Origin of the sequence: Nocardia neocaledoniensis (assembly GCF_003182135.1) — a bacterium.
GTDB lineage: Bacteria > Actinomycetota > Actinomycetes > Mycobacteriales > Mycobacteriaceae > Nocardia > Nocardia neocaledoniensis.
The window spans coordinates 19,134-44,276 of record NZ_QGTL01000014.1 but is presented as its reverse complement, the minus strand read 5'-3'; the positions used below and the strand labels follow the sequence as shown (position 1 = coordinate 44,276).

Annotated in this window: 20 protein-coding genes; 18 read left to right on the top strand and 2 right to left on the bottom strand. The window is 71.0% G+C overall.

Annotation, left to right across the window (positions count from 1 at the left end):
- Nucleotides 1–23 precede the first annotated feature (23 nt).
- The 9 genes from DFR69_RS28575 (at nucleotide 24) to ftsZ (ending at nucleotide 11,859) form a co-directional block, all read left to right on the top strand.
- Nucleotides 24–1,694, top strand: a complete 1,671-nt coding sequence (locus tag DFR69_RS28575; RefSeq protein WP_110040769.1) for a UDP-N-acetylmuramoyl-L-alanyl-D-glutamate--2,6-diaminopimelate ligase — start codon at nucleotides 24–26, stop codon at nucleotides 1,692–1,694.
- The gene (locus tag DFR69_RS28570; RefSeq protein ID WP_110040768.1) at nucleotides 1,691–3,190 is read left to right on the top strand and encodes a UDP-N-acetylmuramoyl-tripeptide--D-alanyl-D-alanine ligase; all 1,500 of its coding nucleotides are present in this window, start codon (nucleotides 1,691–1,693) and stop codon (nucleotides 3,188–3,190) included. The genes DFR69_RS28575 and DFR69_RS28570 overlap by 4 nt, the downstream gene beginning before the upstream one ends.
- Nucleotides 3,187–4,263 (top strand): phospho-N-acetylmuramoyl-pentapeptide-transferase, encoded by a 1,077-nt coding sequence (gene mraY / locus DFR69_RS28565; protein ID WP_110040767.1) that lies wholly within the window; start codon nucleotides 3,187–3,189, stop codon nucleotides 4,261–4,263. Before DFR69_RS28570 ends, mraY begins: the two co-directional genes overlap by 4 nt.
- Before the next feature lie 50 nt (nucleotides 4,264–4,313).
- Nucleotides 4,314–5,750: a UDP-N-acetylmuramoyl-L-alanine--D-glutamate ligase gene (murD, locus tag DFR69_RS28560; RefSeq protein WP_110040766.1), complete on the top strand. Its 1,437-nt coding sequence runs from the start codon at nucleotides 4,314–4,316 to the stop codon at nucleotides 5,748–5,750.
- Nucleotides 5,747–7,165, top strand: coding sequence for a putative lipid II flippase FtsW (gene ftsW / locus DFR69_RS28555; protein WP_110040765.1), 1,419 nt, complete (start codon nucleotides 5,747–5,749; stop codon nucleotides 7,163–7,165). The genes murD and ftsW overlap by 4 nt, the downstream gene beginning before the upstream one ends.
- Nucleotides 7,162–8,277 (top strand): undecaprenyldiphospho-muramoylpentapeptide beta-N-acetylglucosaminyltransferase, encoded by a 1,116-nt coding sequence (murG, locus tag DFR69_RS28550; RefSeq protein WP_110040764.1) that lies wholly within the window; start codon nucleotides 7,162–7,164, stop codon nucleotides 8,275–8,277. The genes ftsW and murG overlap by 4 nt, the downstream gene beginning before the upstream one ends.
- Complete coding sequence (murC, locus tag DFR69_RS28545) at nucleotides 8,274–9,785, top strand: UDP-N-acetylmuramate--L-alanine ligase (protein ID WP_110040763.1); 1,512 nt, start codon at nucleotides 8,274–8,276, stop codon at nucleotides 9,783–9,785. The genes murG and murC overlap by 4 nt, the downstream gene beginning before the upstream one ends.
- A gap of 8 nt (nucleotides 9,786–9,793) precedes the next feature.
- Nucleotides 9,794–10,471, top strand: a complete 678-nt coding sequence (locus DFR69_RS28540) for a cell division protein FtsQ/DivIB (RefSeq protein ID WP_110040884.1) — start codon at nucleotides 9,794–9,796, stop codon at nucleotides 10,469–10,471.
- Between the two features lie 131 nt (nucleotides 10,472–10,602).
- A complete protein-coding gene (ftsZ, locus tag DFR69_RS28535; protein ID WP_110040762.1) occupies nucleotides 10,603–11,859 on the top strand; it encodes a cell division protein FtsZ in 1,257 nt (418 codons plus the stop codon).
- A gap of 61 nt (nucleotides 11,860–11,920) precedes the next feature.
- Here ftsZ and DFR69_RS28530 read toward each other — a convergent pair whose 3' ends face one another.
- A complete protein-coding gene (locus DFR69_RS28530; protein ID WP_110040761.1) occupies nucleotides 11,921–12,466 on the bottom strand; it encodes an LppU/SCO3897 family protein in 546 nt (181 codons plus the stop codon).
- 170 nt (nucleotides 12,467–12,636) lie between these two features.
- Between DFR69_RS28530 and DFR69_RS35615 the strand changes: the two genes are divergently transcribed.
- From DFR69_RS35615 to DFR69_RS28485, 9 genes are all read left to right on the top strand, one after another.
- Nucleotides 12,637–15,903 carry an AAA family ATPase gene (locus DFR69_RS35615; RefSeq protein WP_110040760.1) on the top strand — a complete coding sequence of 1,089 codons (3,267 nt, stop codon included), beginning with the start codon at nucleotides 12,637–12,639 and terminating at the stop codon, nucleotides 15,901–15,903.
- Between the two features lie 80 nt (nucleotides 15,904–15,983).
- A complete protein-coding gene (gene pgeF, locus DFR69_RS28520) occupies nucleotides 15,984–16,718 on the top strand; it encodes a peptidoglycan editing factor PgeF (RefSeq protein ID WP_110040883.1) in 735 nt (244 codons plus the stop codon).
- The gene (locus DFR69_RS28515; protein WP_110040759.1) at nucleotides 16,715–17,446 is read left to right on the top strand and encodes a YggS family pyridoxal phosphate-dependent enzyme; all 732 of its coding nucleotides are present in this window, start codon (nucleotides 16,715–16,717) and stop codon (nucleotides 17,444–17,446) included. The genes pgeF and DFR69_RS28515 overlap by 4 nt, the downstream gene beginning before the upstream one ends.
- Before the next feature lie 105 nt (nucleotides 17,447–17,551).
- Nucleotides 17,552–18,307, top strand: coding sequence for a cell division protein SepF (locus tag DFR69_RS28510; RefSeq protein ID WP_110040758.1), 756 nt, complete (start codon nucleotides 17,552–17,554; stop codon nucleotides 18,305–18,307).
- Nucleotides 18,308–18,396: 89 nt separating this feature from the next.
- Nucleotides 18,397–18,699, top strand: coding sequence for a YggT family protein (locus DFR69_RS28505; RefSeq protein ID WP_110040757.1), 303 nt, complete (start codon nucleotides 18,397–18,399; stop codon nucleotides 18,697–18,699).
- A 60-nt stretch (nucleotides 18,700–18,759) separates the two neighbouring features.
- A complete protein-coding gene (gene wag31, locus DFR69_RS28500) occupies nucleotides 18,760–19,620 on the top strand; it encodes a DivIVA-like cell division protein Wag31 (RefSeq protein WP_110040756.1) in 861 nt (286 codons plus the stop codon).
- 83 nt (nucleotides 19,621–19,703) lie between these two features.
- The gene (locus DFR69_RS28495) at nucleotides 19,704–19,904 is read left to right on the top strand and encodes a hypothetical protein (RefSeq protein WP_110040755.1); all 201 of its coding nucleotides are present in this window, start codon (nucleotides 19,704–19,706) and stop codon (nucleotides 19,902–19,904) included.
- A 275-nt stretch (nucleotides 19,905–20,179) separates the two neighbouring features.
- Nucleotides 20,180–23,311, top strand: coding sequence for an isoleucine--tRNA ligase (gene ileS, locus DFR69_RS28490; protein WP_110040754.1), 3,132 nt, complete (start codon nucleotides 20,180–20,182; stop codon nucleotides 23,309–23,311).
- A gap of 332 nt (nucleotides 23,312–23,643) precedes the next feature.
- The gene (locus DFR69_RS28485) at nucleotides 23,644–24,159 is read left to right on the top strand and encodes a C40 family peptidase (RefSeq protein ID WP_110040753.1); all 516 of its coding nucleotides are present in this window, start codon (nucleotides 23,644–23,646) and stop codon (nucleotides 24,157–24,159) included.
- A 4-nt stretch (nucleotides 24,160–24,163) separates the two neighbouring features.
- Here DFR69_RS28485 and DFR69_RS28480 read toward each other — a convergent pair whose 3' ends face one another.
- Nucleotides 24,164–25,039 (bottom strand): UTP--glucose-1-phosphate uridylyltransferase, encoded by an 876-nt coding sequence (locus DFR69_RS28480; RefSeq protein WP_110040752.1) that lies wholly within the window; start codon nucleotides 25,037–25,039, stop codon nucleotides 24,164–24,166.
- Between the last annotated feature and the right edge of the window lie 104 nt (nucleotides 25,040–25,143).

Below are 25,143 nucleotides of genomic sequence, written 5' to 3'. Positions count from 1 at the left end.
GATCACTCTCAGAGAGGAGCCTTGTGCCCGCGCAGTCCAGCCCGCACGCGCTCCGGCCCACCACGCCGCCGTCGACGTCGCTGCAGGCCCTGCTGGACCTCACCGGCGCCACCTCGGCGACGCCGGTACCCACCGAACCGACGGTCACCGGCATCGAGCAACGGTCCAACGCCGTGCGCCCCGGCGACCTGTTCGCCGCCCTGCCCGGCGCCACCTCGCACGGCGCCCGTTTCGCCGCCGACGCCCTCGCCCGCGGCGCGGTGGCCGTGATCACCGACGCCGAGGGCGCCGCGCTGATCGGCGAGGTCGCCGTGCCGGTGCTGGTGCGCGACAACCCGCGCGCCGTGCTCGGGGAACTGTCCGCCGAGATCTACGGTCACCCGAGCGATCGGCTGCGCATCATCGGCATCACCGGCACCTCCGGCAAGACCACCACCTCGTATCTGGTGGAGGCCGGGCTGGTCGCGGCGGGGCTGTCCACCGGCCTGATCGGCACGATCGAGACCCGCATCGGCGGCAGGCGGGTGCCCAGCGCGCTCACCACCCCCGAGGCCCCGCAGCTGCACGCGATGTTCGCGGCGATGGTCGAGCAGGGCGTGCAAGCGGTCGTGATGGAGGTGTCGAGCCACGCGCTCGCGCTCGGCCGCGTCGACGGCGTGCGCTTCGCGGTCGGCGCGTTCACCAACCTGTCCCAGGACCACCTCGACTTCCACGCCGACTTCGAGGACTACTTCGCCGCGAAACGCCGACTCTTCGAAGCGGATTCGCCGATCGCCGCGCGCACCTCGGTGATCTGCGTCGACGACGAGTGGGGCACCCGGCTCGCCGGCGACCTCGCCGACCCGATCACCGTCTCCACCGTCGGCGCTGCACCCGCCGGCGCCGCGACCGAGGTCCCTGCGTGGTCACGCTCCGCTACCTCCTCCGGGCCCGCCGATCGCGGCGCCGCCACCTGGCAGGTCACCGGCGAGGTGCGGGCCACCGGCGGCGAACAAGAGTTCACCGCGGCCGGGCCCGACGGCGAGCTGGCCGTGCGCCTGCGGCTGCCGGGACGCTACAACGTCGCCAACGCCCTGCTCGCGGTCGCGACCTGCGCTGCGGCCGGCGTCGATCCGGCGATCGCCGCGCCCGCGCTGGCCACGGTCGACGTGCCGGGCCGGATGCAGCGGGTCGAACGCGGCCAGGACTTCCTCGCGGTCGTCGACTACGCGCACAAGCCCGCCGCGGTCGAATCGGTGGTGGCGACGCTGCGCGGGCACCTCACCGAGGCCGGGCGCGGCAGGCTGGCCGTCGTCGTCGGCGCCGGGGGCGACCGGGACGCGGCCAAGCGCCCGCTGATGGGCGCGGCCGCCGCGCGCGGCGCCGACCTGGTGATCGTCACCGACGACAACCCACGCACCGAGGACCCGGCGGCCATCAGGGCCGCCGTGGTGGCCGGTGCGCACGAACTCCCGGCCACCGACCGCGGCGAGATCCGCGAGATCGGTGACCGCGCGGCGGCCATCGCCGCCGCCCTCGCCTGGGCGCGTTCCGGCGACGTGGTGCTCATCGCGGGCAAGGGCCACGAGGCGGGGCAGGAGATCCAGGGCGTCAAGCATCCCTTTGACGACCGCGAGGTGGTCGCGGCGGCGCTGGAAGCCCTGCAGACACGACACAGTCCGCAGACGGACTCGGAGGACTTGACGGTTTCATGATCGAGATGACACTGCGGGAGATCGCGGACGTCGTCGGCGGCGAGCTGCACGACGTACCCGACCCCCAGGCCCTGGTGACCGGTTCGGTCGAATTCGATTCGCGCCGAATCGGTTCCGGTGATCTGTTCCTCGCGCTGCCGGGCGCCTCCTCCGACGGACACGATTTCGCCGCGAACGCCGTGGCGGCGGGCGCGGTCGCCGTGCTGGCCGCCCGGCCGGTCGGGGTGCCGGCGATCGTGGTCGGCCCCGAGCTCGGCTCGGTCCCGGCGACCTCGGTCGCGCTGAGTCACGACAGCGACGGCTCCGGCGCCGCCGTGCTGGCCGCCCTCGCCGAGCTGGCGCGGGTCAGCACCGAGCGGCTGGCTGCGCGCACCGGCCTCACCGTCGTCGGGGTCACCGGGTCCTCCGGCAAGACCTCGACCAAAGATCTGCTGGCCGCCGTGCTGGCTCCGCTGGGACCGGTCGTCGCGCCGCCCGGCTCGTTCAACAACGAACTCGGTCACCCGTGGACCGCGCTGCGCGCCGACGCGGACACCAGGTTCCTCGCGCTCGAGCTCTCCGCCCGTGGCCCCGGCCACATCGCCGCGCTCGCCAGGATCGCCCCGCCGCGCATCGGCGTCGTCCTCAATGTCGGCACCGCCCACCTGGGCGAATTCGGCAGCCGCGAGGCCATCGCGCAGACCAAGGGCGAGCTGGTCGAGGCACTGCCCGCCGACGGCCTGGCCGTCCTCAACGCCGACGACCCGAATGTCGCCGCCATGGCCTCGCGGACGAAGGCCCGCGTGGTGCTGGTCGGCCTGTCCGGCGACGCCGACATCCGCGCCACCGACGTCGTCACCGACGAGCAGGCCCGTGCCAGGTTCACCCTGCACGCGGGCGGGCAGTCGGTGCCCGTCCAGCTGGCCGTGCACGGCGAGCACCAGGTCGGCAACGCGCTGTCCGCGGCCGCCGTCGCACTGGAGTGCGGCGCCGACCTGGCGACGATCGCGGCGGCGCTGTCGGGCGCCACCGCCGCCTCGGCGCGCCGCATGGACGTGCGCACCACGGCCGACGGGGTGACCGTCATCAACGATTCCTACAACGCCAACCCCGATTCGGTGCGGGCCGCGCTCAAGGCGCTGGTCACCCTGGCCAAGGCGGGCGAGGAGCCGCGCCGCAGCTGGGCCGTCCTCGGCGAGATGGGCGAACTCGGCGACACCTCGGTGATCGAACACGACGCGATCGGCCGCCTCGCGGTCCGCCTCGACGTCGACCGATTGATCGTGGTCGGCACCGGACGGCCGTCCCGGGGGATGCACCAGGGCGCGGTGATGGAAGGCTCATGGGGCGAGGAGTCGGTCCTCGTGCCCGATATCGACGCGGCGATCGCGCTGCTCGACGACGAGATCGCCGCGGGCGATGTGGTACTGGTCAAGGCGTCGAAGGCGGTCGGCCTGTGGGCCGTCGCCGAGCACCTGACCAGGGCAGGGGAAGGTAGCACGGAGGCCAGTCGATGAGGCAGATTCTTTTCGCGGCGGGGATCGCACTGGCGGTGTCGATCCTGTTGACGCCGTTGCTGATCCGGGTCTTCGCCAGGCAGGGCTTCGGCCAGGAGATCCGGGTCGACGGACCGGCCAGCCACCAGGCCAAGCGCGGAACCCCCACCATGGGCGGTGTCGCGATCCTGATCGGCATGTGGGCGGGCTATCTCGGCTCGCACCTGATCGGCATCGGCTACAACGCCGAGGGGCCGACGGCCTCGGGCATGCTGGTGCTCGGGCTCACCACCGCGCTGGGCGTGGTCGGGTTCCTCGACGACTTCATCAAGCTGCGCAAACAGCGCAACCTCGGCCTGTCCGCGGCGGGCAAGTACGTCGGCCAGATCGGCGCCGCGGTGATCTTCGCGGTGCTGGTGCTGCAGTTCCGCGGCGAGAACGGGCTCACCCCCGGCAGCAAGCACATCTCCTACGTGCGCGACATCTCGACGGTGTCGCTGGGCGCGATCGTGTTCGTCATCCTGGTGTGCCTGCTCGTGGTGGCGTGGTCCAACGCGGTCAACCTGACCGACGGCCTGGACGGGCTGGCGGCGGGCTCGATGAGCCTGGTTCTGGGCGCCTACGTGATCATCACCTTCTGGCAGTACCGCAACGCGTGCTCGACCGCCCCCGAGGCGGGCTGCTACAACGTGCGCGACCCGCTGGACCTGGCGCTCGTGTGCGCCGCCGCGGCCGCCGCGTGCATCGGCTTCCTGTGGTGGAACGCCGCGCCCGCCAAGATCTTCATGGGCGACACCGGCTCGCTGGCCCTGGGCGGCATGCTCGCCGGGCTCTCGATCACCACCCGCACCGAGCTGCTGATGGTCGTCATCGGCGCGCTGTTCGTCGCCGAGGCGGCGTCGGTGGTGCTGCAGGTGGCGGTGTTCCGCACCACCCGTAACCGGTTGTTCAAGATGGCGCCGTTCCATCACCACTTCGAATTGAGCAAGTGGGCTGAAACCACGGTGATCATCAGGTTCTGGATCCTGGCCGGCATCGCCGCCGCCGTGGGTCTCGGACTGTTCTACAGCGAATATCTTTCGCAGGTCGGGTGAGGACGAACATGGTCGAACACTCTCCCCGCGCGTTGCGCTCTCCGGGCCCGATGCTCGAATTCCTGCGTGGCCGTGACGTTCTGGTCGCAGGCTGGGGCGTCTCCGGGCGCTCGCTGATCGAACCGCTGCGCGACATCGGCGCGCACCCGGTGGTCACCGACAGCGGCGCGAAGGCGCTGGCCGAGGCCGCCGAACTGGGTCTGGAGGTCGCCACCAGCGTCGAGCTGGAGAACGCCGATCTGAGCCGGTTCGCGCTGGTGATCACCAGCCCGGGCTGGCGGCCCGACTCGCCGGTGCTGGTTTCGGCGGTCACCGAGGGCATCCCGGTCTGGGGTGACGTCGAATTCGCCTGGTGGGTCGATCAGGCCAGGATCTACGGTCCGGTCCGCAAGTGGCTGGTGATCACCGGCACCAACGGCAAGACCACCACCACCCAGATGACCCACTCGATCCTGCGCGCCGCCGGGATCGCCAGCGTGGCCTGCGGCAACATCGGCTTGCCGATCCTGGACGCGCTGCGCCGCAATCCGGGCCCGCAGGTGCTGGCCGTGGAACTGTCCTCGTTCCAGCTGCACTGGGCGCCGTCGGTGCGGCCCGAGGCGGGCGTGGTGCTCAATGTCGCCGAGGACCATCTCGACTGGCACGGCGGTCTCGATGCCTACGCCGCCGCCAAGGCGCGCGCGCTGACCGGGCGGGTCGGCGTGGTCGGTCTCGACGATCCGGTCGCCGGGTCGTTGGCCCGCAAGGCCAAGGCGCGCCGCACGGTCGGGTTCCGCATCGGCGTGCCCGCCGACGGCGAGCTGGGCGTGGTCGACGGCAAGCTGCTCGACCGCGCGTTCACCAAGGCGGCCATCCTCGCCGAGACCTCCGACATCAGCCCGCAGGGCCCCGCGGGCATCGCCGACGCGCTCGCCGCCTCGGCGCTGACGAGGGCGATCGATGTCGCCCCGCAGTTCGTCAAGGAGGGCCTGGCCGAGCACAAGGTGGGCCCGCACCGCACCGCGTTCGTACGCGAACTCGGCGGAGTCGAGTTCATCGACGACTCCAAGGCCACCAACCCGCACGCCGCGCGGGCCGCGATCATGGCGCACCCGCACGTGGTGTGGCTGGCGGGTGGTCTGCTCAAGGGCGCCAGCGTCGACGACCTCGTCGAAGAGGTCGGTGACCGGCTCGTCGGCGCGGTGCTCTTCGGCGCCGACGCGCCGGTGATCGCGGCCGCGTTGGCGCGACACGCGCCCGAAGTCCCGGTCATCGAGCTGGGCGCGGGAGACGATGCAGACATGGAGTCGTCGAGATCCCAGCGTGCCGAAGCGGTCATGGGCCGCGCGGTCCGCGCCGCGGCGGGCCTGGCCCGCGCCGGAGACACCGTGCTCCTCGCCCCGGCCGCGGCCTCCCTGGACATGTACGACGACTACACCCACCGCGGACGCTGCTTCGTGGACGCGGTGACGGCACTGGAAGACGGTGACATCGGGCGGGCCCTATGACGGAGACGCGGCGAATCGGGTGGGCGGGGGAGCGCTTCGGCGCTTGGCTGGCCCGTCCGCTCGCGTCCTTCCATCTGGTCGTCACCATCGCGACGCTGCTGACCGTGCTCGGTCTGGTGATGGTGTTGTCGGCGTCGAGCGTGGAGGCCTACGCCGGCGGCGGGTCGGCGTACGCGCTGTTCATCCAGCAGGCCATGTTCGCCGCGCTGGGCGCCGTCGCGTTCTACATCGCGCTGCGGCTGCCCCTGCGGTTGCTGCGGCAGTGGTCCTTCCCGATCTTCAGTCTCTCGGTGATCGCGCTGGTCCTGGTGCTGATCCCCGGCATCGGCGCCATCCATGGCGGCGCCCGGCGCTGGTTCGACATCGGCCCGCTGTCCATCCAGCCGTCCGAGGTCGTCAAGGTGACGCTGGTGGTGTGGGGCGCGCATCTGCTCGCCTCGCGCCGCGGCGCCCAGCTCAAGGACCTGCTGGTGCCGCTGGTGCCCGCCGGTCTGCTGGTGTGTCTGCTCGTCGTGCTGGAACCGAACCTGTCGACCACCATCGCGCTGGGCATCGTGCTGATGGCGCTGCTGTGGTTCGGCGGACTGCCGGTGCGGTTGTTCGTCGGCATCATGGTCAGCGGCCTGGTCGCGGCCTCGGTGCTGGCGCTGTCGGCCGGTTACCGCTCCGACCGGGTGCGCGCGTTCTTCAACCCCGGTGACGACCCGCAGGGCGTGAACTATCAGGCCAGGCAGGCCAAGTACTCCCTCGCCGACGGCGGCATCCTCGGGCGCGGGCTCGGGCAGAGCCGCGCGAAGTGGAGCTACCTGCCCAACTCGCACAACGACTTCATCTTCGCCATCATCGGCGAGGAACTCGGCTTCCTCGGCTGCATGGTCGTCCTGGCGCTGTTCGCGCTGTTCGTCTACACCGGCATCCGGATCGCGCTGCGCTCGGTGGACCCGTTCCTGCGGTTGCTCACCGCTACCGCGACCACGTGGATCACCGCGCAGGCCCTGATCAACATCGGCTATGTGGTCGGCCTGCTGCCGGTGACCGGTCTGCAGCTGCCGCTGGTCTCCGCCGGTGGCTCCTCGCTGGCCATCACGCTGTTCATGTTCGGCATCATCGCCAGCGCCGCCCGGCACGAACCGGAGGCGATCTCGGCGCTGCAGGCGGGCCAGGACGGCCGGGTGAGCCGGATGCTGCGCCTGCCGGTGCCCGAGGTGTACACGCCGTTCAAGGCCGACGCCCCGCGCCGCGCCACCCCGAAGGCCAGGGCCGAGCGGCCGCGTCCGGCGGCCCGCCGCGAGGCGCAGGCCCCGCGCCGCCGCCGTGCCCCGCAGAGCCGCGGCACCAGTTCGTTACGGTCGACCCGGGCCTGGGAACCGACCTATCCGATGCCACACGCGAAAGAACGAGGTAGATCCAAGTGAGTCACCCGCGCTCCGGGTTGTCGGTGATCGTCGCCGGCGGCGGCACCGCAGGGCATATCGAACCCGCGCTGGCCGTCGCCGACGCGCTGCGCACGCTCGACGCGTCGATCCGGGTCACCGCACTGGGCACCGAGCGCGGACTGGAGACGAAGCTGGTCCCCGAACGCGGGTACCCGCTCGAGCTGATCCCGCCGGTCCCGTTGCCGCGCAAGCCCTCCGCCGACCTGCTGCGCCTGCCCGGCCGGGTGCTCGCCTCGGTCCGGCGGACGAGGGCCGTCATCGACGAGGTGCAGGCCGACGTGATCGTCGGTTTCGGCGGCTATGTGGCGCTGCCCGCCTACCTGGCCGCGCGCGGTGGGCTGTTCGGCCGCAGGCGCGCCGTCCCGGTGGTGGTGCACGAGGCCAACGCCAAGGCGGGAATCGCCAACAAGGTCGGCGCCAAGCTGGCCGCGAAGGTGCTCGCCGCCGTCCCTGATTCGGGACTGGCGAACGCCCAGGTCGTCGGTATCCCGGTGCGCGCCTCGATCACCGGCCTCGACCGCGCCGCGCTGCGCGCCGAGGCACGTGCCCACTTCGGGCTGCCCGCCGAGGGCCCGGTGCTGCTGGTGTTCGGCGGATCGCAGGGCGCGCGCAGCCTCAACGAGGCCGTCTCGGGCGCCGCGCCGCAACTGGCCGCCGCGGGGATCTCGGTCCTGCACGCGCACGGCCCCAAGAACAGCGTCGAGGTGAGCACCGCCGAGGCCGAGTCGCCGTATGTCGCGGTGCCGTATCTGTCCCGGATGGACCTGGCCTACGCCGCCGCCGACGCGGTGGTGTGCCGCTCCGGCGCGATGACGGTGGCCGAGGTGTCGGCGGTCGGGCTGCCCGCGTTCTACGTGCCGCTGCCGCACGGCAACGGCGAGCAGGAGTTCAACGCGCGGCCGGTGGTGGCGCAGGGAGGTGGCAGAATTGTGGCCGACGCCGACCTGACCCCGAAATACGTGATCGACGAGGTGATCCCGCTGCTGCTCGAGCCCGCCCGACTCGCCGAGATGAGCCGCGCCGCCGCGGGCGCGGGGCATCGCGACGCGGCCGCCACCGTGGCCCGGATCGTCACCGAGGTCGCTCGATGAACGGCGCGAGCGGCATCAGCGAGGCCGCGGGCACCGGCCTGCCGCCCGAGCTCGAACGGGTGCACATGGTCGGCATCGGTGGCGCCGGGATGTCCGGCATCGCCAGGATCCTGCTCTCGCGCGGCGGCGCGGTCTCCGGCTCCGACGCGCGCGAGAGCAGGGGCGTGCTGTCGCTGCGGGCACGCGGCGCCCAGGTCCGCATCGGCCACGACGCCGACGCCCTCGACCTGCTGCCCGGCGGCCCGACCGTGGTGGTCACCACCTACGCCGCCATCCCGAAGACCAATCCCGAACTGGTCGAGGCGAACCGGCGCAACATCCCGGTGCTGCTGCGCCCGACCGTGCTCGCCGCCCTGATGCGCGGTCACAAGACGCTGCTGGTCTCGGGCACCCACGGCAAGACCTCCACCACCTCGATGCTGATCGTCTCGCTGCAGCACTGCGGTGCCGATCCGTCCTTCGCCGTCGGCGGCGAACTCAACGAGGCGGGCACCAACGCCCACCACGGCAGCGGCGACATCTTCGTGGCCGAGGCCGACGAGTCCGACGGCTCGCTGCTGCAATACGACCCCGACGTCGCGGTGGTCACCAACATCGAATCCGATCACCTGGACTTCTTCGGCACCGACGAGGCCTACATCCAGGTCTTCGACGATTTCGCCGACCGCCTCGCCCCCGGCGGGCTGCTGGTGGTGTGCCTGGACGATCCCGGCTCGCTCGCGCTGGCCCACCGGGTCGCGCCGCGGCTGCGCGAGCGCGGGGTCGAGGTGCTCGGCTACGGCTCCGGTGAGCTGGCCGACGCCCCCGTCCCGGTGGGCGCGCGGCTGCTCGGCTGGCAACCGCGCGATGTCGGCGGCATCGTGGAATTCGAGCTCGCGGGCGAGCACACCCCGCGCACGGTGCGGCTGTCGGTGCCGGGCAGGCACATGGCGCTCAACGCGCTGGCCGCGCTGCTCGCCGCCAAGGCGACCGGCGCCGATGTCGACGAGATCGTGCAGGGCCTGGAGGGCTTCGGCGGCGTGCACCGCCGCTTCCAGTTCACCGGCAGGGAGAACGGCGTGCGCGTCTTCGACGACTACGCCCACCATCCCACTGAGGTGCGCGCGGTGCTCGAGGCCGCCGCGCAGCTGGTCGAACAGGAGGCCCGCGACGGCGCCCGGACCCGGCGCGGCCGGGTCATCGTGGTGTTCCAGCCGCACCTGTACAGCCGCACCGCCACCTTCGCCACCGAGTTCGGCGCCGCGCTGAGCCTGGCCGACGAGGTCGTGGTGCTGGATGTGTACGGCGCGCGCGAGGAACCACTGCCCGGGGTCAACGGCGCGCTCGTGGCGCAGGCGGTCACCGAGCCCGTGCACTACCAACCGGATATGTCGAAGGTCGGCAAGCAGGTCGCCGCGCTGGCCCAGCCAGGCGACGTGGTGATCACCATGGGCGCCGGCGACGTCACGATGCTCGGCAACCAGATCCTCGACGGCCTCCGGGCCCGGCCGCAGCAGGGCGGCCGGTGAGATTGCCGATGCCCGCCGCGCGCGGGTGGCGCGGCTACCGCCTCTGGACGGTGGTCGGGTTGCTCGTGGTGACGGTGCTCGTCGTGCTCGCCTGGTTCACCCCGGTGCTGTCGGTGCGCACGGTGCGCGTCGACGGGCTGGCGGCGGTGCCGGAGCAGGAGGTGCGCGGGCGCCTCGAAATCCCGGACGGCCGTTCGATGTTGCGGATCGACACCACCGCGATCGCCCGGCGCGTCGCGCAGATCCCGAAGGTGCGCTCGGTGCGGGTGCAGCGCAAGTTCCCCTCCACCGTGCTGGTGACGGTAGTGGAGCGAACCCCGGTGCTGTACTTCGAAACACCGGACGGCGCGCACCTGATCGACGCCGAGAGCGTCGAATTCGCGATCGAGGCGGCGCCGCCGATCGGCGTGCCGAAATTGCTCACCGAGGGGTCCTTCACCGGACCAGCGGCCGCGCGCGCCGCCGTCGATGTGCTGGTCACGCTGCCGCCGGCGCTGTCGGTGCAGGTGGGTGAGGTTGTGGCACGGTCGAATTCGGACGTCTCACTGAACCTGCGGGACGGCAGGAAGGTAGTGTGGGGCGGCACGGGCGACGGCGAGCGCAAAGCTGCCGTCGTGCTGCCACTGCTGACCCGTGAGGGGACCGTGTTCGACGTGTCGAGTCCGAATCTGGTCACGGTAAAGTGAGCGAAACGTCGGCGCGCCTGCGCCGGGATCGCGCTGGCTGCGAATAGCGTTCCGCAGCAGTCGGATACTTGACATAACGCCAACCCTATGGTTGAGGTTGAGGGTTTAAGATCGAAGGAAGGCGAGAGCCCATGACGCCCCCGCACAACTACCTTGCCGTGATCAAGGTCGTCGGTATCGGCGGCGGCGGCGTGAACGCCGTCAACCGGATGATCGAACAGGGACTCAAGGGAGTCGAGTTCATCGCGGTCAACACCGACGCGCAGGCCCTGCTGATGAGTGATGCCGACGTCAAGCTCGATGTCGGCCGCGAGCTCACCCGCGGCCTCGGCGCCGGGGCCGATCCGGAAGTGGGCCGCAAGGCGGCCGAAGACCACAAGGACGAGATCGAAGAGGTGCTCAAGGGCGCCGACATGGTGTTCGTCACGGCGGGCGAGGGCGGTGGCACCGGTACCGGTGGCGCGCCCGTCGTCGCCAGCATCGCCCGCAAGCTGGGCGCACTGACCATCGGCGTGGTCACCCGGCCGTTCTCGTTCGAGGGCAAGCGCCGCGGCAACCAGGCCGAGGTCGGCATCAACCTGCTCCGCGAGTCCTGCGACACGCTCATCGTCATCCCGAACGACCGGCTGCTGCAGCTGGGCGACGCGGCCGTGAGCCTGATGGACGCGTTCCGTTCGGCCGACGAGGTGCTGCTCAACGGTGTCCAGGGCATCACCGACCTGATCACCACCCCGGGCCTGATCAACGTCGACTTCGCCGACGTCAAGAGCGTGATGTCGGGCGCCGGTTCGGCGCTGATGGGCATCGGTTCGGCGCGCGGTGAGGGCCGCTCGGTGAAAGCGGCCGAGACGGCCATCAATTCGCCGCTGCTCGAGGCGTCGATGGACGGCGCGCACGGCGTGCTGCTCTCGATCGCGGGCGGCTCCGATCTCGGCCTGTTCGAGATCAACGAGGCGGCCTCGCTGGTGCAGGAGGCGGCCCACATCGAGGCCAACATCATCTTCGGTACCGTCATCGACGATTCGCTCGGCGACGAGGTGCGCGTCACCGTGATCGCGGCCGGCTTCGACGGCGGCGGTCCCTCGCGGCGGATCGAGCACACGACCACGACGTCGGCGCGCAACGGGGCCAACCCGATCGGCGTGGGCCGGGCGGGCGAGGTCGGCCAGGCCCGCACCGAGGCGCCCGCGCGGGCCACCGAGCCGGCGAGCTCCGGGGTGTCGACCGGGCGCACCGCCGCGCCGAGCTACCGCGACACCGAGCGGTACCGGGAGTCGGAGCGTCAGCGCGTCACCGAGCGGGCGATGAACCAGGTGAACAACCCGGATCAGCGCGACGACGGCGACGATGACGACGACATCGAGGTGCCGATCTTCATGCGCCGCTAGCCCGAGAACGACGAAAGCGCCCGGACTCCCTGGAGTCCGGGCGCTTTCGTCGTCGCGGGGTTCAGCTGGTGGTGTCGCTCAGGCAGAACGTGGTCTTCGGGTCGTTGACCACGAGCACCGAATCGGCGTCCTCGCCGCACAGCTGCTCGTCGACCTGGCCGTCGACGCGCGAGACCACCTTGAAGCTGGCGTCGGAGGCGGTGCACGGCACGTACTTGTAGCCGGTCATCATGCCCTCGTTGTAGCAGCTGCCCTCCTTGAAGTTGGGTGCCAGACACAGGAAGGCGAGGGTGCCGCCGCTGCCGTAGGTCTCCTCGTAGGAGGTGTAGTCCTCGTGGCACTCGACCTTCTGGTCGTGCGTCTGGACGACCTTGTACACCGCGGTCTCGGAGGAGCAGTCCACCGGCTCGGTCTTCGAGTCGACCACCGACGCCGAGATGACGTTGATGCACGCACCGACCTTCGAACGGGCGGTGTCGGACTTGCCCGCGTCCTGGACCACCTCGGTGGCCTTCTCGACCGCGGAGCACCCGGCGGTGCCGAGTGCCGCGACCGCGAGCAGGGCGATCGCGAACCGCGAAACCATTCCCTTGCCGGTGAACGTCATGCGAACCTACTTTCTGGAGAACCTCACCGCGGACCCTTCGGCGGTGATCGGCCTCGCCCACCCAACCCCACGCCCGACCGGCGAGCATCCGGGAAACCACGGGAATCTACTGGACAGTGGTCCGGGTTACGCTGTGACCCGGCCGATCCGGTGTGCGAAGGGTGTCAACGATGATCGAACGCGCCTTCGTCGGCCGCGTCGCCGAACTCGCCACCCTCACCGCGACCTTCACCGCCCCCGAGACCCCCTGGCTGCTGCTGGTCGAAGGCCCGGCGGGCATCGGCAAGTCCCGCCTGATCGCCCACTTCGCCCACACCGCCCCCTGCCGCGTCCTCACGGTCACCGGCACCGAGGACGCCCAGCTCCAGCCGCGCTACCTGGCCGAGGACATCGCCGAACAACTGGCCGACTTCGCTGCTGAGGACGACGCGAACCCGGATCGCGGGCGGCGCGACGGTGCGGACGCGCGGAGCGGTGTCGCGCCGCCGCGCGGGGAGACGGTGCGCGACAGGCCGGTGCGGGTTTCGGCCGGCGGAGGCTTGATCGGCCGGCACGGGGAGCCGGCGTTTCCGCGTGGAGGGCAGGTACCGTCCGGTGCGGAGGTGCTCGCCGATGTGGAGTCCGCGCGGGTGCTGCGGGCCGGGCTCGGGGCAGCGGAGACGTTGCTCGTCGTCGACGACGTGCAGTGGGCCGACTCCGAATCGCTGCGGGTACTGGCGTTCCTGATCCGCAATCGGCCCCGGCGTGGGTTCCGCCTGCTGCTGGCCTACCGGGACGGTGGTTGTCCGCCCGTGCTCGCCCGGCTGTTGCGGGCGCCGCGGGTCCGCTCGGTGCATCTGCGGGTGCCGCCGTTCACCGAGGCCGAGGTCGACGGGCTGCTGCCGGGGGAGACGCGGGCGCGCCGGGCCAGGTTGTTCAGCGCCTCGCACGGCAATCCGCTGTATCTGTCGCTGCTGGCCGCGCTGCCCGATCCCGAACTCGAGCGCACCCTGCGCGGGGAGAACCCGGACCCGGCCTCCGACGACTACGCGGCGGTGGACCGGACGATCCGCGCGGAGCTGGCGGAGCTGCCCGGGACCCAGCGGACCGTCGCCCAGGCCGCCGCCGTCTGTGGCGTGCCTCCCGACCTCGAATTGCTCGGCACCACGGCCGGTCTGCCCGAGCAGGCCGTGGCCGACGCGCTCGACGGACTGGTCCGGCGCGGGGTGGTCGTGCTCGGCGCGGGCACGGTGACCTTCGTCCACCCGCTGGTCCGCACCGCGGCCTACCGGTCGGCCGGGCCCGGCTGGCTGACCATGGCGCATCGCCGCGCTGCCCAAGCCTTGCGCGCCAGGGACGCCCCGATGCCCGCCCGCGCCGGCCAGCTCGAACACGCCATGCTCGGCCGCGACGAGGTGGCGGGCGCCGAATTGCGGCAGGCGGCGGCGCAGGTGATCGCGGACGCGCCCGCGGCCAGCGCGCGCTGGCTCGCGATCGCCCAGCGGATCGCGCCGTCGACCGCCGCTCCGCTGGCCGACGCGGTCGCCCTTGGCCGCGCGCTGCTGCTGTCCGGCGCCGCCACACGCGCGGGGGAGACCCTCGACGCGGCCGCTGCCACACCCGGACCCCACCAACTCGAAGCCCTGCTGCTCGCGGCACGGTGCGCCCGCATGCTCGGCCGTGTCGATCAGGCCCGCTCGCTGCTCGCCCGCGCCGCCGACCTGCCGCGCCGGGCGGGCGACGGTCCGGTCCAGCTGGAACTGGCCATCCTCGAGATGCAGGACCATCAGGACGCCGAGGGCCAGGCCCGCCTCAACGCGCTGTTCGGTTCCGCCGCGATCGAGGACCCGGCCGTGCGCGCCGCCGCCACCGCCCTGCGCGGCATCGGCTTCCTCGCCGACGGCAGGCTCCGCGCGGCCGAACAGCTCTACCCGATCTGCGACCAGGCCCTCACGGCACTGGACGACCTCGGATTCCGCGAGGTCGTGCACGCCGTTCCCGCCTTCGGCTGGTGCGCCTACTTCCTCGACCACGACGCGGCCGGCCTGGTCCACCTCGAACGCGCGATCCGGGTGAGCCGCCGCTACGGCCGCACCTACGCGATCGCCGAACTGCACACCGTGCGCGCGTACTCGCTGGCCAAACTCGGCCGCCTCGACGACGCGATCGCCGCCGCCGACGACGCCACCGCCGCGGCCACCACCTTCCACTACCCGGACCTGCTCGCCTTCGCCGGCGCGATCAAACTCCGCACCCTCCAGCTCACCGCACCGCCCGACCTGGTGGCCGCCCAGTGGCACGCGGTCGCCGCCCTCCCGCGCCCCGCCATGCGCTGGTGGCGCCAGGTCGTCGACACCACCCTCGCCGACACCGCGCGCGCCATGAACCTCCCCCTCCCAGACACCCCACCCCTCGACCGACGCCCAGGCCCCCTGCACCCCACCCACCTCGCCCGAGCCGCCCACGCCGCCATCGCCGACGGCGACCTCGCCACGGCCGCCGACCTGGTGCGCAGAGCCGAGGCCGCGTGCGGAGGAGCGCTCGCCACCAGCGTGGACCCGGTCGTCCGGGTGCCGACCGCGTGCGGCGGCGCCGCCGATCTCCCCACGGCCGATGCCCTGCTAGGCCCGATGGAGATCGTGCACGCCGGAGCTGGAGAAGCCGGTTCGGCCGATGACCTGCTCGGCCCGACGACCGCGTACGGCGAAGCCGGGGAAGCCGGCTCGGTCGCCGACCTGCATGCCCCGACGATGGCCGCAGGCACCGGAGCCGCGGAAGCCGGCTCGGTCGCCGACCTGCACGCCCCGACGATGGCCGCAGGCACCGGAGCCGCGGAAGCCGGCTCGGTCGCCGACCTGCACGCCCCGACCATGACCGCAGGCACCGGGGCCGGAAAAGTGGGCACGGCTGCCGACCTGGCGGAGCCCGACCTGGAGCATGAACTCTTCCGGGGCAGCCAGGTCGGCTCTGCCGCTATGGCCAGGGCCGACTACGCCGCGGCGATCGGCGACCTGGCCGCGGCGGCGCGGGCCGCCGAGCTGGCCAGGGTGGCGTTCACTCGCGCCGGAATGGTGGTCAACGCCGCGCAGGCGGACCTGTTCGCCGGGATCGTGGCCGGCCGCCGCGGTGACTTCGGCGCGGCCACGAGCCGATTCGCCTCGGCACGTGCGATTTTCATCGCCGCGGGCGCGCACCGCCTGGTGGCCGAGACCACGAGCGCGCAGCGCAGACTCGCGGGCAGCCGCCCCGTCACCGGCGCCGACGCGCTGACCCGGCGCGAACGCGAGGTCGCCGACCTGGCCGCCCGCGGCCACTCCAACAAGGACATCGCCGCGCTGCTGTACCTGAGCCCCCGCACCGTCGAGGACCACCTGAGCCGCGTCCTGCGCAAGCTCGGCCTCACCGGCCGCGCCGGAATCGCCCGCAGACTCGACGAACTCGACAGCACCCCGGCCTGACCCCTGCGGGCGAGCGTGTTGATCGATGTCACCGCGTGCGCGCGACCAAGCACCCGGCTCCGCGCACTACCCTCGATCCCATGACTTCCGCACCGCCGACCGTGACCGTCCGCCGGGTGACAACGACCCGCGCCGGTGGCTTCTCCGCCGCCCCGTACGACTCGTTCAACCTGGGCGATCACGTCGGCGACGATCCGGAAGCCGTGCGCCGCAACCGGGTTCGCCTCGCCGAGGGCATCGGGCTCACCCCCGACCGCCTGGTCTGGATGGAGCAGGTGCACGGACGCCACGTCGAGATCGTCGACGGACCGCGCGCCGAACCGGTCCCGGTGACCGACGCCCTGGTCACCACGGTGCCGGACCTGGCGCTCGTCGTCCTCACCGCCGACTGCGTCCCGCTGCTGCTCTCCGACGACGAGGCGGGCGTGATCGCCGCGGTGCACGCGGGCCGCATCGGCGCCCGGATCGGCATCGTGCCGCTGGTGCTCGAGGCGATGGTCTCGGTCGGCGCCAGGATGGAGCGGATCGGCGCCTTCCTCGGCCCCGCTGCCTCCGGCCGCCAGTACGAGGTCCCGGCCGCGATGCGCGCCGACGTCGAGGCTCACCTGCCCGGCAGCGCCACCACCACGGTCCGCAAGACCCCTGGCCTCGACCTGCGGGCCGGGATCAGCAGGCAGCTCACCGAGGCGGGGATCGGCGGCATCGCCCTCGACCCGCGCTGCACGATCGAGGACAAGACCCTGTTCAGCCACCGTCGCGGCGCCCCGACCGGTCGCATCGGGAGCGTGATCTGGATGGATACGGCCCGCGGATGACCCCGACCGATTCCGCCACCCGCACCGCGGAACTGTCCGCCCGCCTCGACGGCCTGCTCGCCCGCATCGACGCGGCCGTGGTCGCGGCGGGCCGACCGGCCGGTTCGGTCCGGCTGCTCCCGGTGACGAAGTTCTTCCCGGCCACCGATGTCGACATCCTGTACCGCCTCGGCCGCCGCGCCTTCGGGGAGTCGCGCGAGCAGGAGGCCTCGGCCAAGGTCGCCGAGCTCGCCTACGACGACGTCGAATGGCACATGATCGGGCGCCTGCAACGGAACAAGGCCCGCGCGGTGGCGCGCTGGGCGCACACCGTGCACTCGGTCGACAGCGAACGGCTGGCAAACGCGCTGGACCGGGCCGCGCAGGACGCACTCGCAGCCGGCGAGCGTACCGCGCCCCTGCGTGTGCTGCTGCAGGTGAGCCTCGACGCCGACCCCGGGCGCGGGGGTGTCGCACCCGCCGATCTGCCCGCCCTGGCCGACCTCGTGGCGAAGGCTCCCGGGTTGCATCTGGCCGGTCTGATGGCGATTCCGCCCCTTGACGCCGCCAGTGATGCGTCGTTTGCGAATCTTGCGACTTTGCACACTTCGCTGCTCGCGCAACACGCCGAGGCGACCGAACTTTCTGCAGGTATGTCGGGTGATTTGGAAGTTGCGGTCGAACACGGTTCGACTTGTGTGCGTGTCGGAACCGCGTTGATGGGCGCCCGACCGATAACCTCGGCGTAGCAAAGAAACCTCATCAGTCACATTCGACACATACGATTGGGCCGAAGAGGCGCTGAGCAAGAACTTCAACACCCGGCCGCCACCGGGGCCGAAGGAAGGTCCATCATGAGCACGCTGCACAAGTTCAAGGCGTACTTCGGCATGGTTCCGCTCGACGAGTACGAAGACGATTACGTCGACGATCACGCCCCTCGCGGCGCCGACGAGCGCCTCGGCCGCCCTCGCCCGCGCAGCTACGACCGCTACGCCGAAGACCGTTACGGCTCCGACCGTTTCGAGGACGAGCCCGACGACTATCCGCAGCCGGCCTACAAGTCGGCCTACCAGGCACGGCGCGACGACTACGTCGCCGACACCTACGCCGACGAGCGCTACGAGGCGCCGCGCCGCCCGACCAGGATCGAGACGGCGCCCTCCTCGGGTCGCTCGTTCCGGGCGGGCGGTATCGCCCCGGGGATGCGCGGCTCCACGCGCGGCGCGCTCGCGGTCGATCCCGACGCCGAGGAGCGCAGGTTGGAGGAGCGCATGCGACCCGAGCCCGCGGCGGCGCGGCGGCCGGGGATCTTCGAGGACGGAGGCCCCTTGTCCAAGATCACCACGCTGCGTCCGCGCGACTACAGCGAGGCCAGGATCATCGGTGAGCGTTTCCGCGAGGGCAACCCGGTGATCATGGACCTGGTCGACCTGAGCAACGCCGACGCGAAGCGACTGGTGGATTTCGCGGCGGGTCTCGCATTCGCCCTGCGTGGTTCGTTCGACAAGGTGGCCACGAAGGTGTTCCTGCTCTCACCGGCCGATGTCGACGTATCGGCGGAAGAGCGCCGCCGCATCGCCGAAAACGGCTTCTACAACCAGAAATAGCCCCGACTTAGGTCCGCAGATGATGGCCGCCCGCGCATCGCGCGGCGCGGCCATTTTGCACGCCGCCGATTTTGCGGCAGAGTGAAGCCGTGGCCCTGTTCGCGGTTCTGTACCTGGTGCTTTTCATCTTCTGGCTGTTGCTGATCAGCCGGGTGATCGTCGAGTTCATTCGCAGTTTCGCGCGTGATTGGCGCCCGACCGGTGTGGTGGTGATCATCCTGGAGGTCATCTTCACGATCACCGACCCGCCGGTGAAACTCCTGAGGCGGTTGATACCTCCTGTGAATCTCGGGGGTATTCGCCTCGATCTGTCGATAATGGTCCTGCTCTTCGTGGTCTTCATCCTGATGTCCATCGTGGGTAGGCTCGGGCAGCCCGTGACCTCCGTGTGACATACTGAATCGAGAAGACCGCTTGCTAGTTCTCCAAAAGACGCGTGAAGGGATCCTTCGATGCCGCTGACTCCTGCCGATGTGCATAACGTCGCGTTCAGCAAACCGCCGATCGGGAAGCGCGGCTACAACGAGGACGAGGTCGACGCCTTCCTGGATCTCGTCGAGCAGGAGCTTTCGCGCCTGATCGAGGAGAACGCCGACCTGCGTCAGCGGGTCGCCGAGCTCGACACCGAACTGGCCGATGCCAAGAAGAACCGCGGATCCGCCCCGGTCAACGCTGTGAAGGCGCCCGTTCAACAGGCACCGCCACCGGCACCGGAACCGATCGCGCCACCGGTGCCCGCCGCGCCGCCCGCGCCGATGCCGGTCGCCGCGCCGGTCCGGGACAACTCCGGCCCCGACGCGAACATGCAGGCCGCCAAGGTGCTGACGCTGGCCCAGGAGATGGCCGACCGGCTCACCACCGACGCCAAGACCGAGGCCGAGGGCCTGCTGTCGAACGCGAGGGCAAACTCCGAGCGACTGGTCGGCGACGCCCGCACCCGCTCGGAGGCGATGATCGCCGACGCGCGCCAGAAGTCCGACGCGATGCTGGCCGACGCGCAGAACCGCTCCGACACCCAGCTGCGCCAGGCCAAGGACAAGGCCGAGGCGCTCACCGCCGACGCCGAGCGTCAGCACGCCGAGATCATGGCCACCATCACCCAGCAGCGCACGGTGCTGGAGAGCCGCATCGAGCAGCTCAAGACCTTCGAGCGCGAGTACCGCGTGCGGCTGAAGTCGTACCTGGAGTCGCAGCTGGAGGAGCTGGAGAACCGCGGCTCGGCCGTGCCGGTCGACGGCGGCGAGTTCGCCGGCGAGACCAACGGCTCCGCCAACAGCCTGGCTCCGGCCTCCTTCGCCAAGGGCGCCAAGTAAACTGGACCCGGATCGCGCGGCACCCCGCGTGATCCGGGAACGCCCAGCTTTCGTCGGGCTGCTCGGGTTTCTTGGGAGTCAGCATGCTCGTCTTGACGCTCGTCCTCGCGGCAATCGGTTTCGGACTGCTCGTCGCGGCGCTCGCCACCGGTTCGGTGCTCTGGGCGTGGGGTTGCATTCTGGTCTGTGTGATCGGCGCCGCCACCCTGCTGGTGAGCGCGCTGGCCGCGCGGAAACCCGAGAACGACGAGGTCCGGCCCGGGCGTCACGTCCGGCGGGACTGACCGCGGGAATATTCGCTGGACGGTTCCCGCTAGAATCGACACAGACACGGCAGTGATCCGGCCATCACCGGGGAGCCTTCGGAAGAACGGCGCGCAGGCGCTCAGTAGAACCGAACGGGTGAGCCCGTCACAGCTCACAACGAGAGGCCCGTACCCTCCGACCGGGGCGGCACGGGCAAGCGGGGTGGTACCGCGGTCCGGCGCACCGGCGTCGACATCGTCCCCGTGCCCAGGATTCGCGCCGACGGCGCGGCGGCACGAGGAGCAGATCCGCGATGGCGGACGAGACAACCACCGGTGCATACCCCCGGGTCGACTTCGGCGCGGGTTCCGGCGCGTCGTTCCCGGAACTCGAACAGCAGGTCCTCGACTACTGGGCCCGCGACGACACCTTCCGCGCCAGCATCGACAGCCGCGACGGCCAAGGCGAGTTCGTCTTCTACGACGGCCCGCCCTTCGCCAACGGCCTGCCGCACTACGGCCACCTGCTCACCGGCTACGTCAAGGACCTGGTCCCGCGCTACCAGACCATGCGCGGCAAGAAGGTCGACCGCCGTTTCGGCTGGGACACCCACGGCCTGCCCGCCGAGATCGAGGCCGAGAAGCAGCTCGGCATCACCGACAAGTCGCAGATCGACGCGATGGGGCTGGCCGAGTTCAACGCCGCCTGTAAGTCCTCGGTGCTGCGCTACACCGGCGAGTGGCGTGACTACGTCACCCGCCAGGCGCGCTGGGTCGACTTCGACAACGACTACAAGACCCTCGATCTCGACTTCATGGAGTCGGTGATGTGGGCCTTCAAGACCCTCTACGACAAGGGCCTGATCTACCAGGGCTTCCGCGTGCTGCCCTACAGCTGGTACGAGCAGACGCCGCTGTCGAACCAGGAGACCCGCCTCGACGACGCGTACAAGATGCGCCAGGACCCGGCGGTCACCGTCGACATGGTGCTGTCGGTCCCCGCCGAGCACCCGCTGGCCGCCCTCGACGGCGCCAACGCCCTGATCTGGACCACCACGCCGTGGACGCTGCCGTCCAACCTGGCGATCGCCGTGCACCCCGACGTGCGCTATGTGCACGTCCAGGCCGCCGACGGCAAGCGCTACGTGCTGGCCGCCGAACGGGTGTCGCACTTCGCCCGCGAGTTCGGCGAGGAGCCGACGGTGCTCGGCGAGTACGACGGGGCGGCGCTGGCCGGCCTGTCCTACCGGCCGCCGTTCGACTTCTTCCTCGGTCACCCGAACGCGCACCGCGTGCTCACCGCCGACTACGTCACCACCGACTCCGGCACCGGAATCGTCCACCTCGCACCGGCTTTCGGTGAGGAGGACATGGACGTGGCCTCGGCCAACGGCATCGAGATCGTGCAGCCGCTGGACCCCGCGGGCAAGTTCACCTCGATGGTTCCCCCGTACGAGGGACTGATGGTCTTCGACGCCAACCCGGTGATCATCAAGGACCTCAAGGCCGCCGGAAAGCTGTTGCGGCACGAGACGATCGAGCACTCCTACCCGCACAGCTGGCGCTCGGGCCAGCCGCTGATCTACATGGCCGTGCCGTCCTGGTTCGTCGCGGTGACGAAGTTCCGCGATCGCATGGTCGAGCTGAACAAGCAGATCACCTGGGTGCCCGAGCACATCCGCGACGGCCAGTTCGGCAAGTGGCTCGAGGGCGCGCGCGACTGGAACATCAGCCGTAACCGCTACTGGGGCAGCCCGATCCCGGTGTGGGTGTCCGACGACCCAGCCTACCCGCGCGTGGACGTCTACGGTTCGCTCGACGAACTCGAGCGTGACTTCGGCGTGCGCCTCGCGGACCTGCACCGCCCCGGCATCGACAACCTCACCCGGCCCAACCCCGACGACCCGACCGGGAAGTCGACCATGCGCCGGGTCCCCGAGGTGCTCGACTGCTGGTTCGAGTCGGGCTCGATGCCCTTCGCCCAGGTGCACTACCCGTTCGAGAACAAGGAGTGGTTCGACAGTCACTTTCCCGGCGATTTCATCGTCGAGTACAACGGGCAGACGCGCGGCTGGTTCTACACCCTGCACGTGCTCTCGACGGCGCTGTTCGACTCGCCGTCGTTCAAAACCGTTGCCGCGCACGGCATCGTGCTGGGTGACGACGGCCTGAAGATGTCGAAGTCGAAGGGCAACTACCCCGACGTCAACGAGGTCTTCGACCGCGACGGCTCCGACGCGATGCGCTGGTTCCTGATGAGCTCGCCGATCCTGCGCGGCGGCAACCTCATCGTCACCGAGCGCGGCATCCGCGAGGGCGTCAGCCACGCGCTGCGGCCGCTGTGGAACGCGTGGACCTTCCTGCAGCTCTACGCCTCGAAGCCCGGGGTGTGGCGCACGGACTCGCCGCACGTGCTCGACCGGTACATCCTGGCCAAGCTGGCGGCGACGCGGGACGTGATCACCGAGGCGCTCGAGACCTACGACATCGCCGGCGCCTGCGACGAGCTGCGCTCGTTCGCCGACGCGCTCACCAATTGGTACGTGCGCCGGTCGCGTTCGCGGTTCTGGTCCGAGGACCGCGACGCGGTGGACACGCTGCACACCGTGCTCGAGGTGGCCACCCGCCTCGCCGCGCCGCTGCTGCCGCTGATCAGCGAGGTCATCTGGCGCGGTCTCACCGGCGAGCGCTCGGTGCACCTGACCGACTGGCCCGCCGAGACCGAGCTGCCGCACGACGCCGAGCTGGTGGCCGCGATGGACGAGGTGCGCACGGTCTGCTCCACGGTGCTGAGCCTGCGTAAGGCCAAGAACCTGCGGGTGCGGCTGCCGCTGGCCGAGGTGACCATCGCGGCGGGCGACGCCGAGCGGCTCGCGCCGTTCAGTGCGCTGATCGCCGACGAGGTCAACGTCAAGAAGGTCGACCTGACCACCGACGTCGACGCGCACGGGCGGTTCGAGCTGGCCGTCAACGCGCGCGCCGCGGGTCCGCGCCTGGGCAAGGACGTGCAGACGGTGATCAAGGCCGTCAAGGCGGGGGAGTGGTCGGAGTCGGCCGACGGTGTCGTCACCGCCGCCGGGATCACCCTGCTGCCCGAGGAGTACACCCAGCGCCTGGTGGCCGCCGAACCCGAGTCCACCGCCGCCCTGCCCGGCAATGCCGGTCTGGTGGTGCTGAATTCGGTGGTCACCGAGGAACTGGAGGCCGAGGGCTGGGCTCGCGACCTCATCCGTGACCTGCAGGAGACGCGCAAGTCGCGGGGCCTCGAGGTGTCGGACCGGATCACCGTCACCCTGGAGGTGCCGGCCGAGCGGCTGGCCTGGGCACAGACCCACCGCGAGCTGATCGCCGGTGAAATCCTCGCCACCACCCTCGATTTCGGCTCCGCGGGCACCGACGCCGCCGAACTCACGGGCGGTGTGCGGGCCGTCGTCGCCAAGGCCTGACAGCGACACGCGAGGGGCGGAGCCGACTTTCGGCTCCGCCCCTTTCGCTGCGTCGGAGCTGACCGAAGGTAACGATGCTGACAATTTGCTGAAACTTCGAGACAGCGACGTGATCTTCGCGCACAATCGAGGTGTTACTGCTGATGCGCATGGAACCGCTGAGGCGACAGTAACTGCTTGTGACGATTGTCCTGTGGAAACAGTGTCGTGCCCTCGGTGACCGCTCGGGGCGCGGCACTGCACCCGGGGTGGCGCCGCCGTCAGCGGTGGCGATGCCACCCGATAACCGACCAGCCGGGCCCACCGGTCCGGCCGTGAGGAAGGGCGCGCGCATGAGACGGAAAGTTCTGCGACGGTTGGCCTTCGGCTTCGTCGCCTCCCTCGCCACCACCCTCGTCCTCGCCGGGCCCGCCTGGTCCCAGACCGGCAGTGCCACGGGCTCGGGCGATTCCGGCTCCGCCTCGGGCAGTTCGAGTGGCTCGGGCGGTATCCCGCTGCCCAGTGCCACCGGCATGGGCGCGCTCACGGCGGCGGCCACCCAGATCGGCAAACCCTACGAGTGGGGCGCGACCGGGCCGCACGCCTGGGACTGCTCGGCCCTGGTGCAGTGGGCCTTCCGGCAGGTCGGCGTCACCCTGCCGCGCACCACCTGGGAGCAGGCGAAAGTCGGCATGCCGGTGACGTTCCGCGGGCTCGCGCCCGGCGACGTCGTCGTCCTCAACGGCGACGGCTCCCACGTCGGCATCTACGCGGGGATGGGCCAGATCCTCGACGCCCACGCCGCGGGCGTCCCGGTCGGCCTGCATCCCCTGCGCGAATTCGACATCTTCACCATTCGCCGGTTCTGACGGCTCAGTCCACGAGCTGACGCAGCAGCGGCCCGTACTCGGGGTGGGCCAGGGCCGAGGCGAACTGGGCCACCAGGTAGTCGGCGGGGTTGCCGGTGTCGTACCAGCGGCCCTGGATCACCTGGCCGTACACCGCGTGGTTGGCGGCGTAGCTGTTGATCGCGTCGGTCAGGTACACCTCGCCGTTCTGGTGGGTGTACCACTTCTCCGTCTGGACCTGCAGCTCCTCGATGATGCCCGGGGTCACCACGTAGCCGCCGATCGCCGCGAACGCCGACGGGGCGTCCTCGGGCTTGGGCTTCTCCATGAGGCCGGAGATGCGCAGCAACCCGTCGTCGAGGTCCTCGCGCACGACCGGGACGCCGTAACGCTGCGACTCGCCCGGCTCCATCGGCAGCAGGGCCAGGACCGGGCAGCCGGTGGACTCGTAGGCGGTGATGAGCTGCTGGGCACGCGGCACCTCGGCGACGAACACGTCGTCGGGCCACAGCACCAGCATCGGCTCGTCGCCCAGGTGGCGGGCGGCGTTGAGCACGGGCGTGCCGTTGCCGTAGGGCCCGTGCTGGTCGAGGTAGGTGATGTGCCCGGCGGCGGAGAGCTCGCCGACCTCCTCCACCGCGTCGGCGAAGGCGGACTTGCCGTCGGCGCGCAGCTGCGCGACCAGTGCCGGGTTCGGGCGGAAGTGATCCTGGATGAGCGACTTGCCGCCGCTCACCACGATGGTGATGTCGGTGATACCGGAGGAGACCAGCTCACGGACGGTGTGCTCGATGACCGGCTTGTCGCCGACCGGGAGCATCTCCTTCGGCGTCGCCTTCGTCAGCGGGAGCAGTCGGGAGCCGATGCCCGCGGCGGGAATGACAGCCTTGCGGATCTTCATTACCCGATCATCACACACCGGACGGGGTTGTCGCTGTGGCACCGCTGTCAGTCGGCTGGGAAACCTGTCGGCGGCGCGGCGTAGATTGCGGGCGTGAGCACCGA

Coding starts and splice junctions, on each gene's coding strand:
- DFR69_RS28570 (WP_110040768.1), top strand. CDS start 1,691: ATGATCGAGATGACACTGCGGGAGATCGCGGACGTCGTCGGCGGCGAG.
- mraY (WP_110040767.1), top strand. CDS start 3,187: ATGAGGCAGATTCTTTTCGCGGCGGGGATCGCACTGGCGGTGTCGATC.
- murD (WP_110040766.1), top strand. CDS start 4,314: ATGCTCGAATTCCTGCGTGGCCGTGACGTTCTGGTCGCAGGCTGGGGC.
- ftsW (WP_110040765.1), top strand. CDS start 5,747: ATGACGGAGACGCGGCGAATCGGGTGGGCGGGGGAGCGCTTCGGCGCT.
- murC (WP_110040763.1), top strand. CDS start 8,274: ATGAACGGCGCGAGCGGCATCAGCGAGGCCGCGGGCACCGGCCTGCCG.
- DFR69_RS28540 (WP_110040884.1), top strand. CDS start 9,794: ATGCCCGCCGCGCGCGGGTGGCGCGGCTACCGCCTCTGGACGGTGGTC.
- ftsZ (WP_110040762.1), top strand. CDS start 10,603: ATGACGCCCCCGCACAACTACCTTGCCGTGATCAAGGTCGTCGGTATC.
- DFR69_RS28530 (WP_110040761.1), bottom strand. CDS start 12,466: ATGACGTTCACCGGCAAGGGAATGGTTTCGCGGTTCGCGATCGCCCTG.
- DFR69_RS35615 (WP_110040760.1), top strand. CDS start 12,637: ATGATCGAACGCGCCTTCGTCGGCCGCGTCGCCGAACTCGCCACCCTC.
- pgeF (WP_110040883.1), top strand. CDS start 15,984: ATGACTTCCGCACCGCCGACCGTGACCGTCCGCCGGGTGACAACGACC.
- DFR69_RS28515 (WP_110040759.1), top strand. CDS start 16,715: ATGACCCCGACCGATTCCGCCACCCGCACCGCGGAACTGTCCGCCCGC.
- DFR69_RS28510 (WP_110040758.1), top strand. CDS start 17,552: ATGAGCACGCTGCACAAGTTCAAGGCGTACTTCGGCATGGTTCCGCTC.
- wag31 (WP_110040756.1), top strand. CDS start 18,760: ATGCCGCTGACTCCTGCCGATGTGCATAACGTCGCGTTCAGCAAACCG.
- DFR69_RS28495 (WP_110040755.1), top strand. CDS start 19,704: ATGCTCGTCTTGACGCTCGTCCTCGCGGCAATCGGTTTCGGACTGCTC.
- ileS (WP_110040754.1), top strand. CDS start 20,180: ATGGCGGACGAGACAACCACCGGTGCATACCCCCGGGTCGACTTCGGC.
- DFR69_RS28485 (WP_110040753.1), top strand. CDS start 23,644: ATGAGACGGAAAGTTCTGCGACGGTTGGCCTTCGGCTTCGTCGCCTCC.
- DFR69_RS28480 (WP_110040752.1), bottom strand. CDS start 25,039: ATGAAGATCCGCAAGGCTGTCATTCCCGCCGCGGGCATCGGCTCCCGA.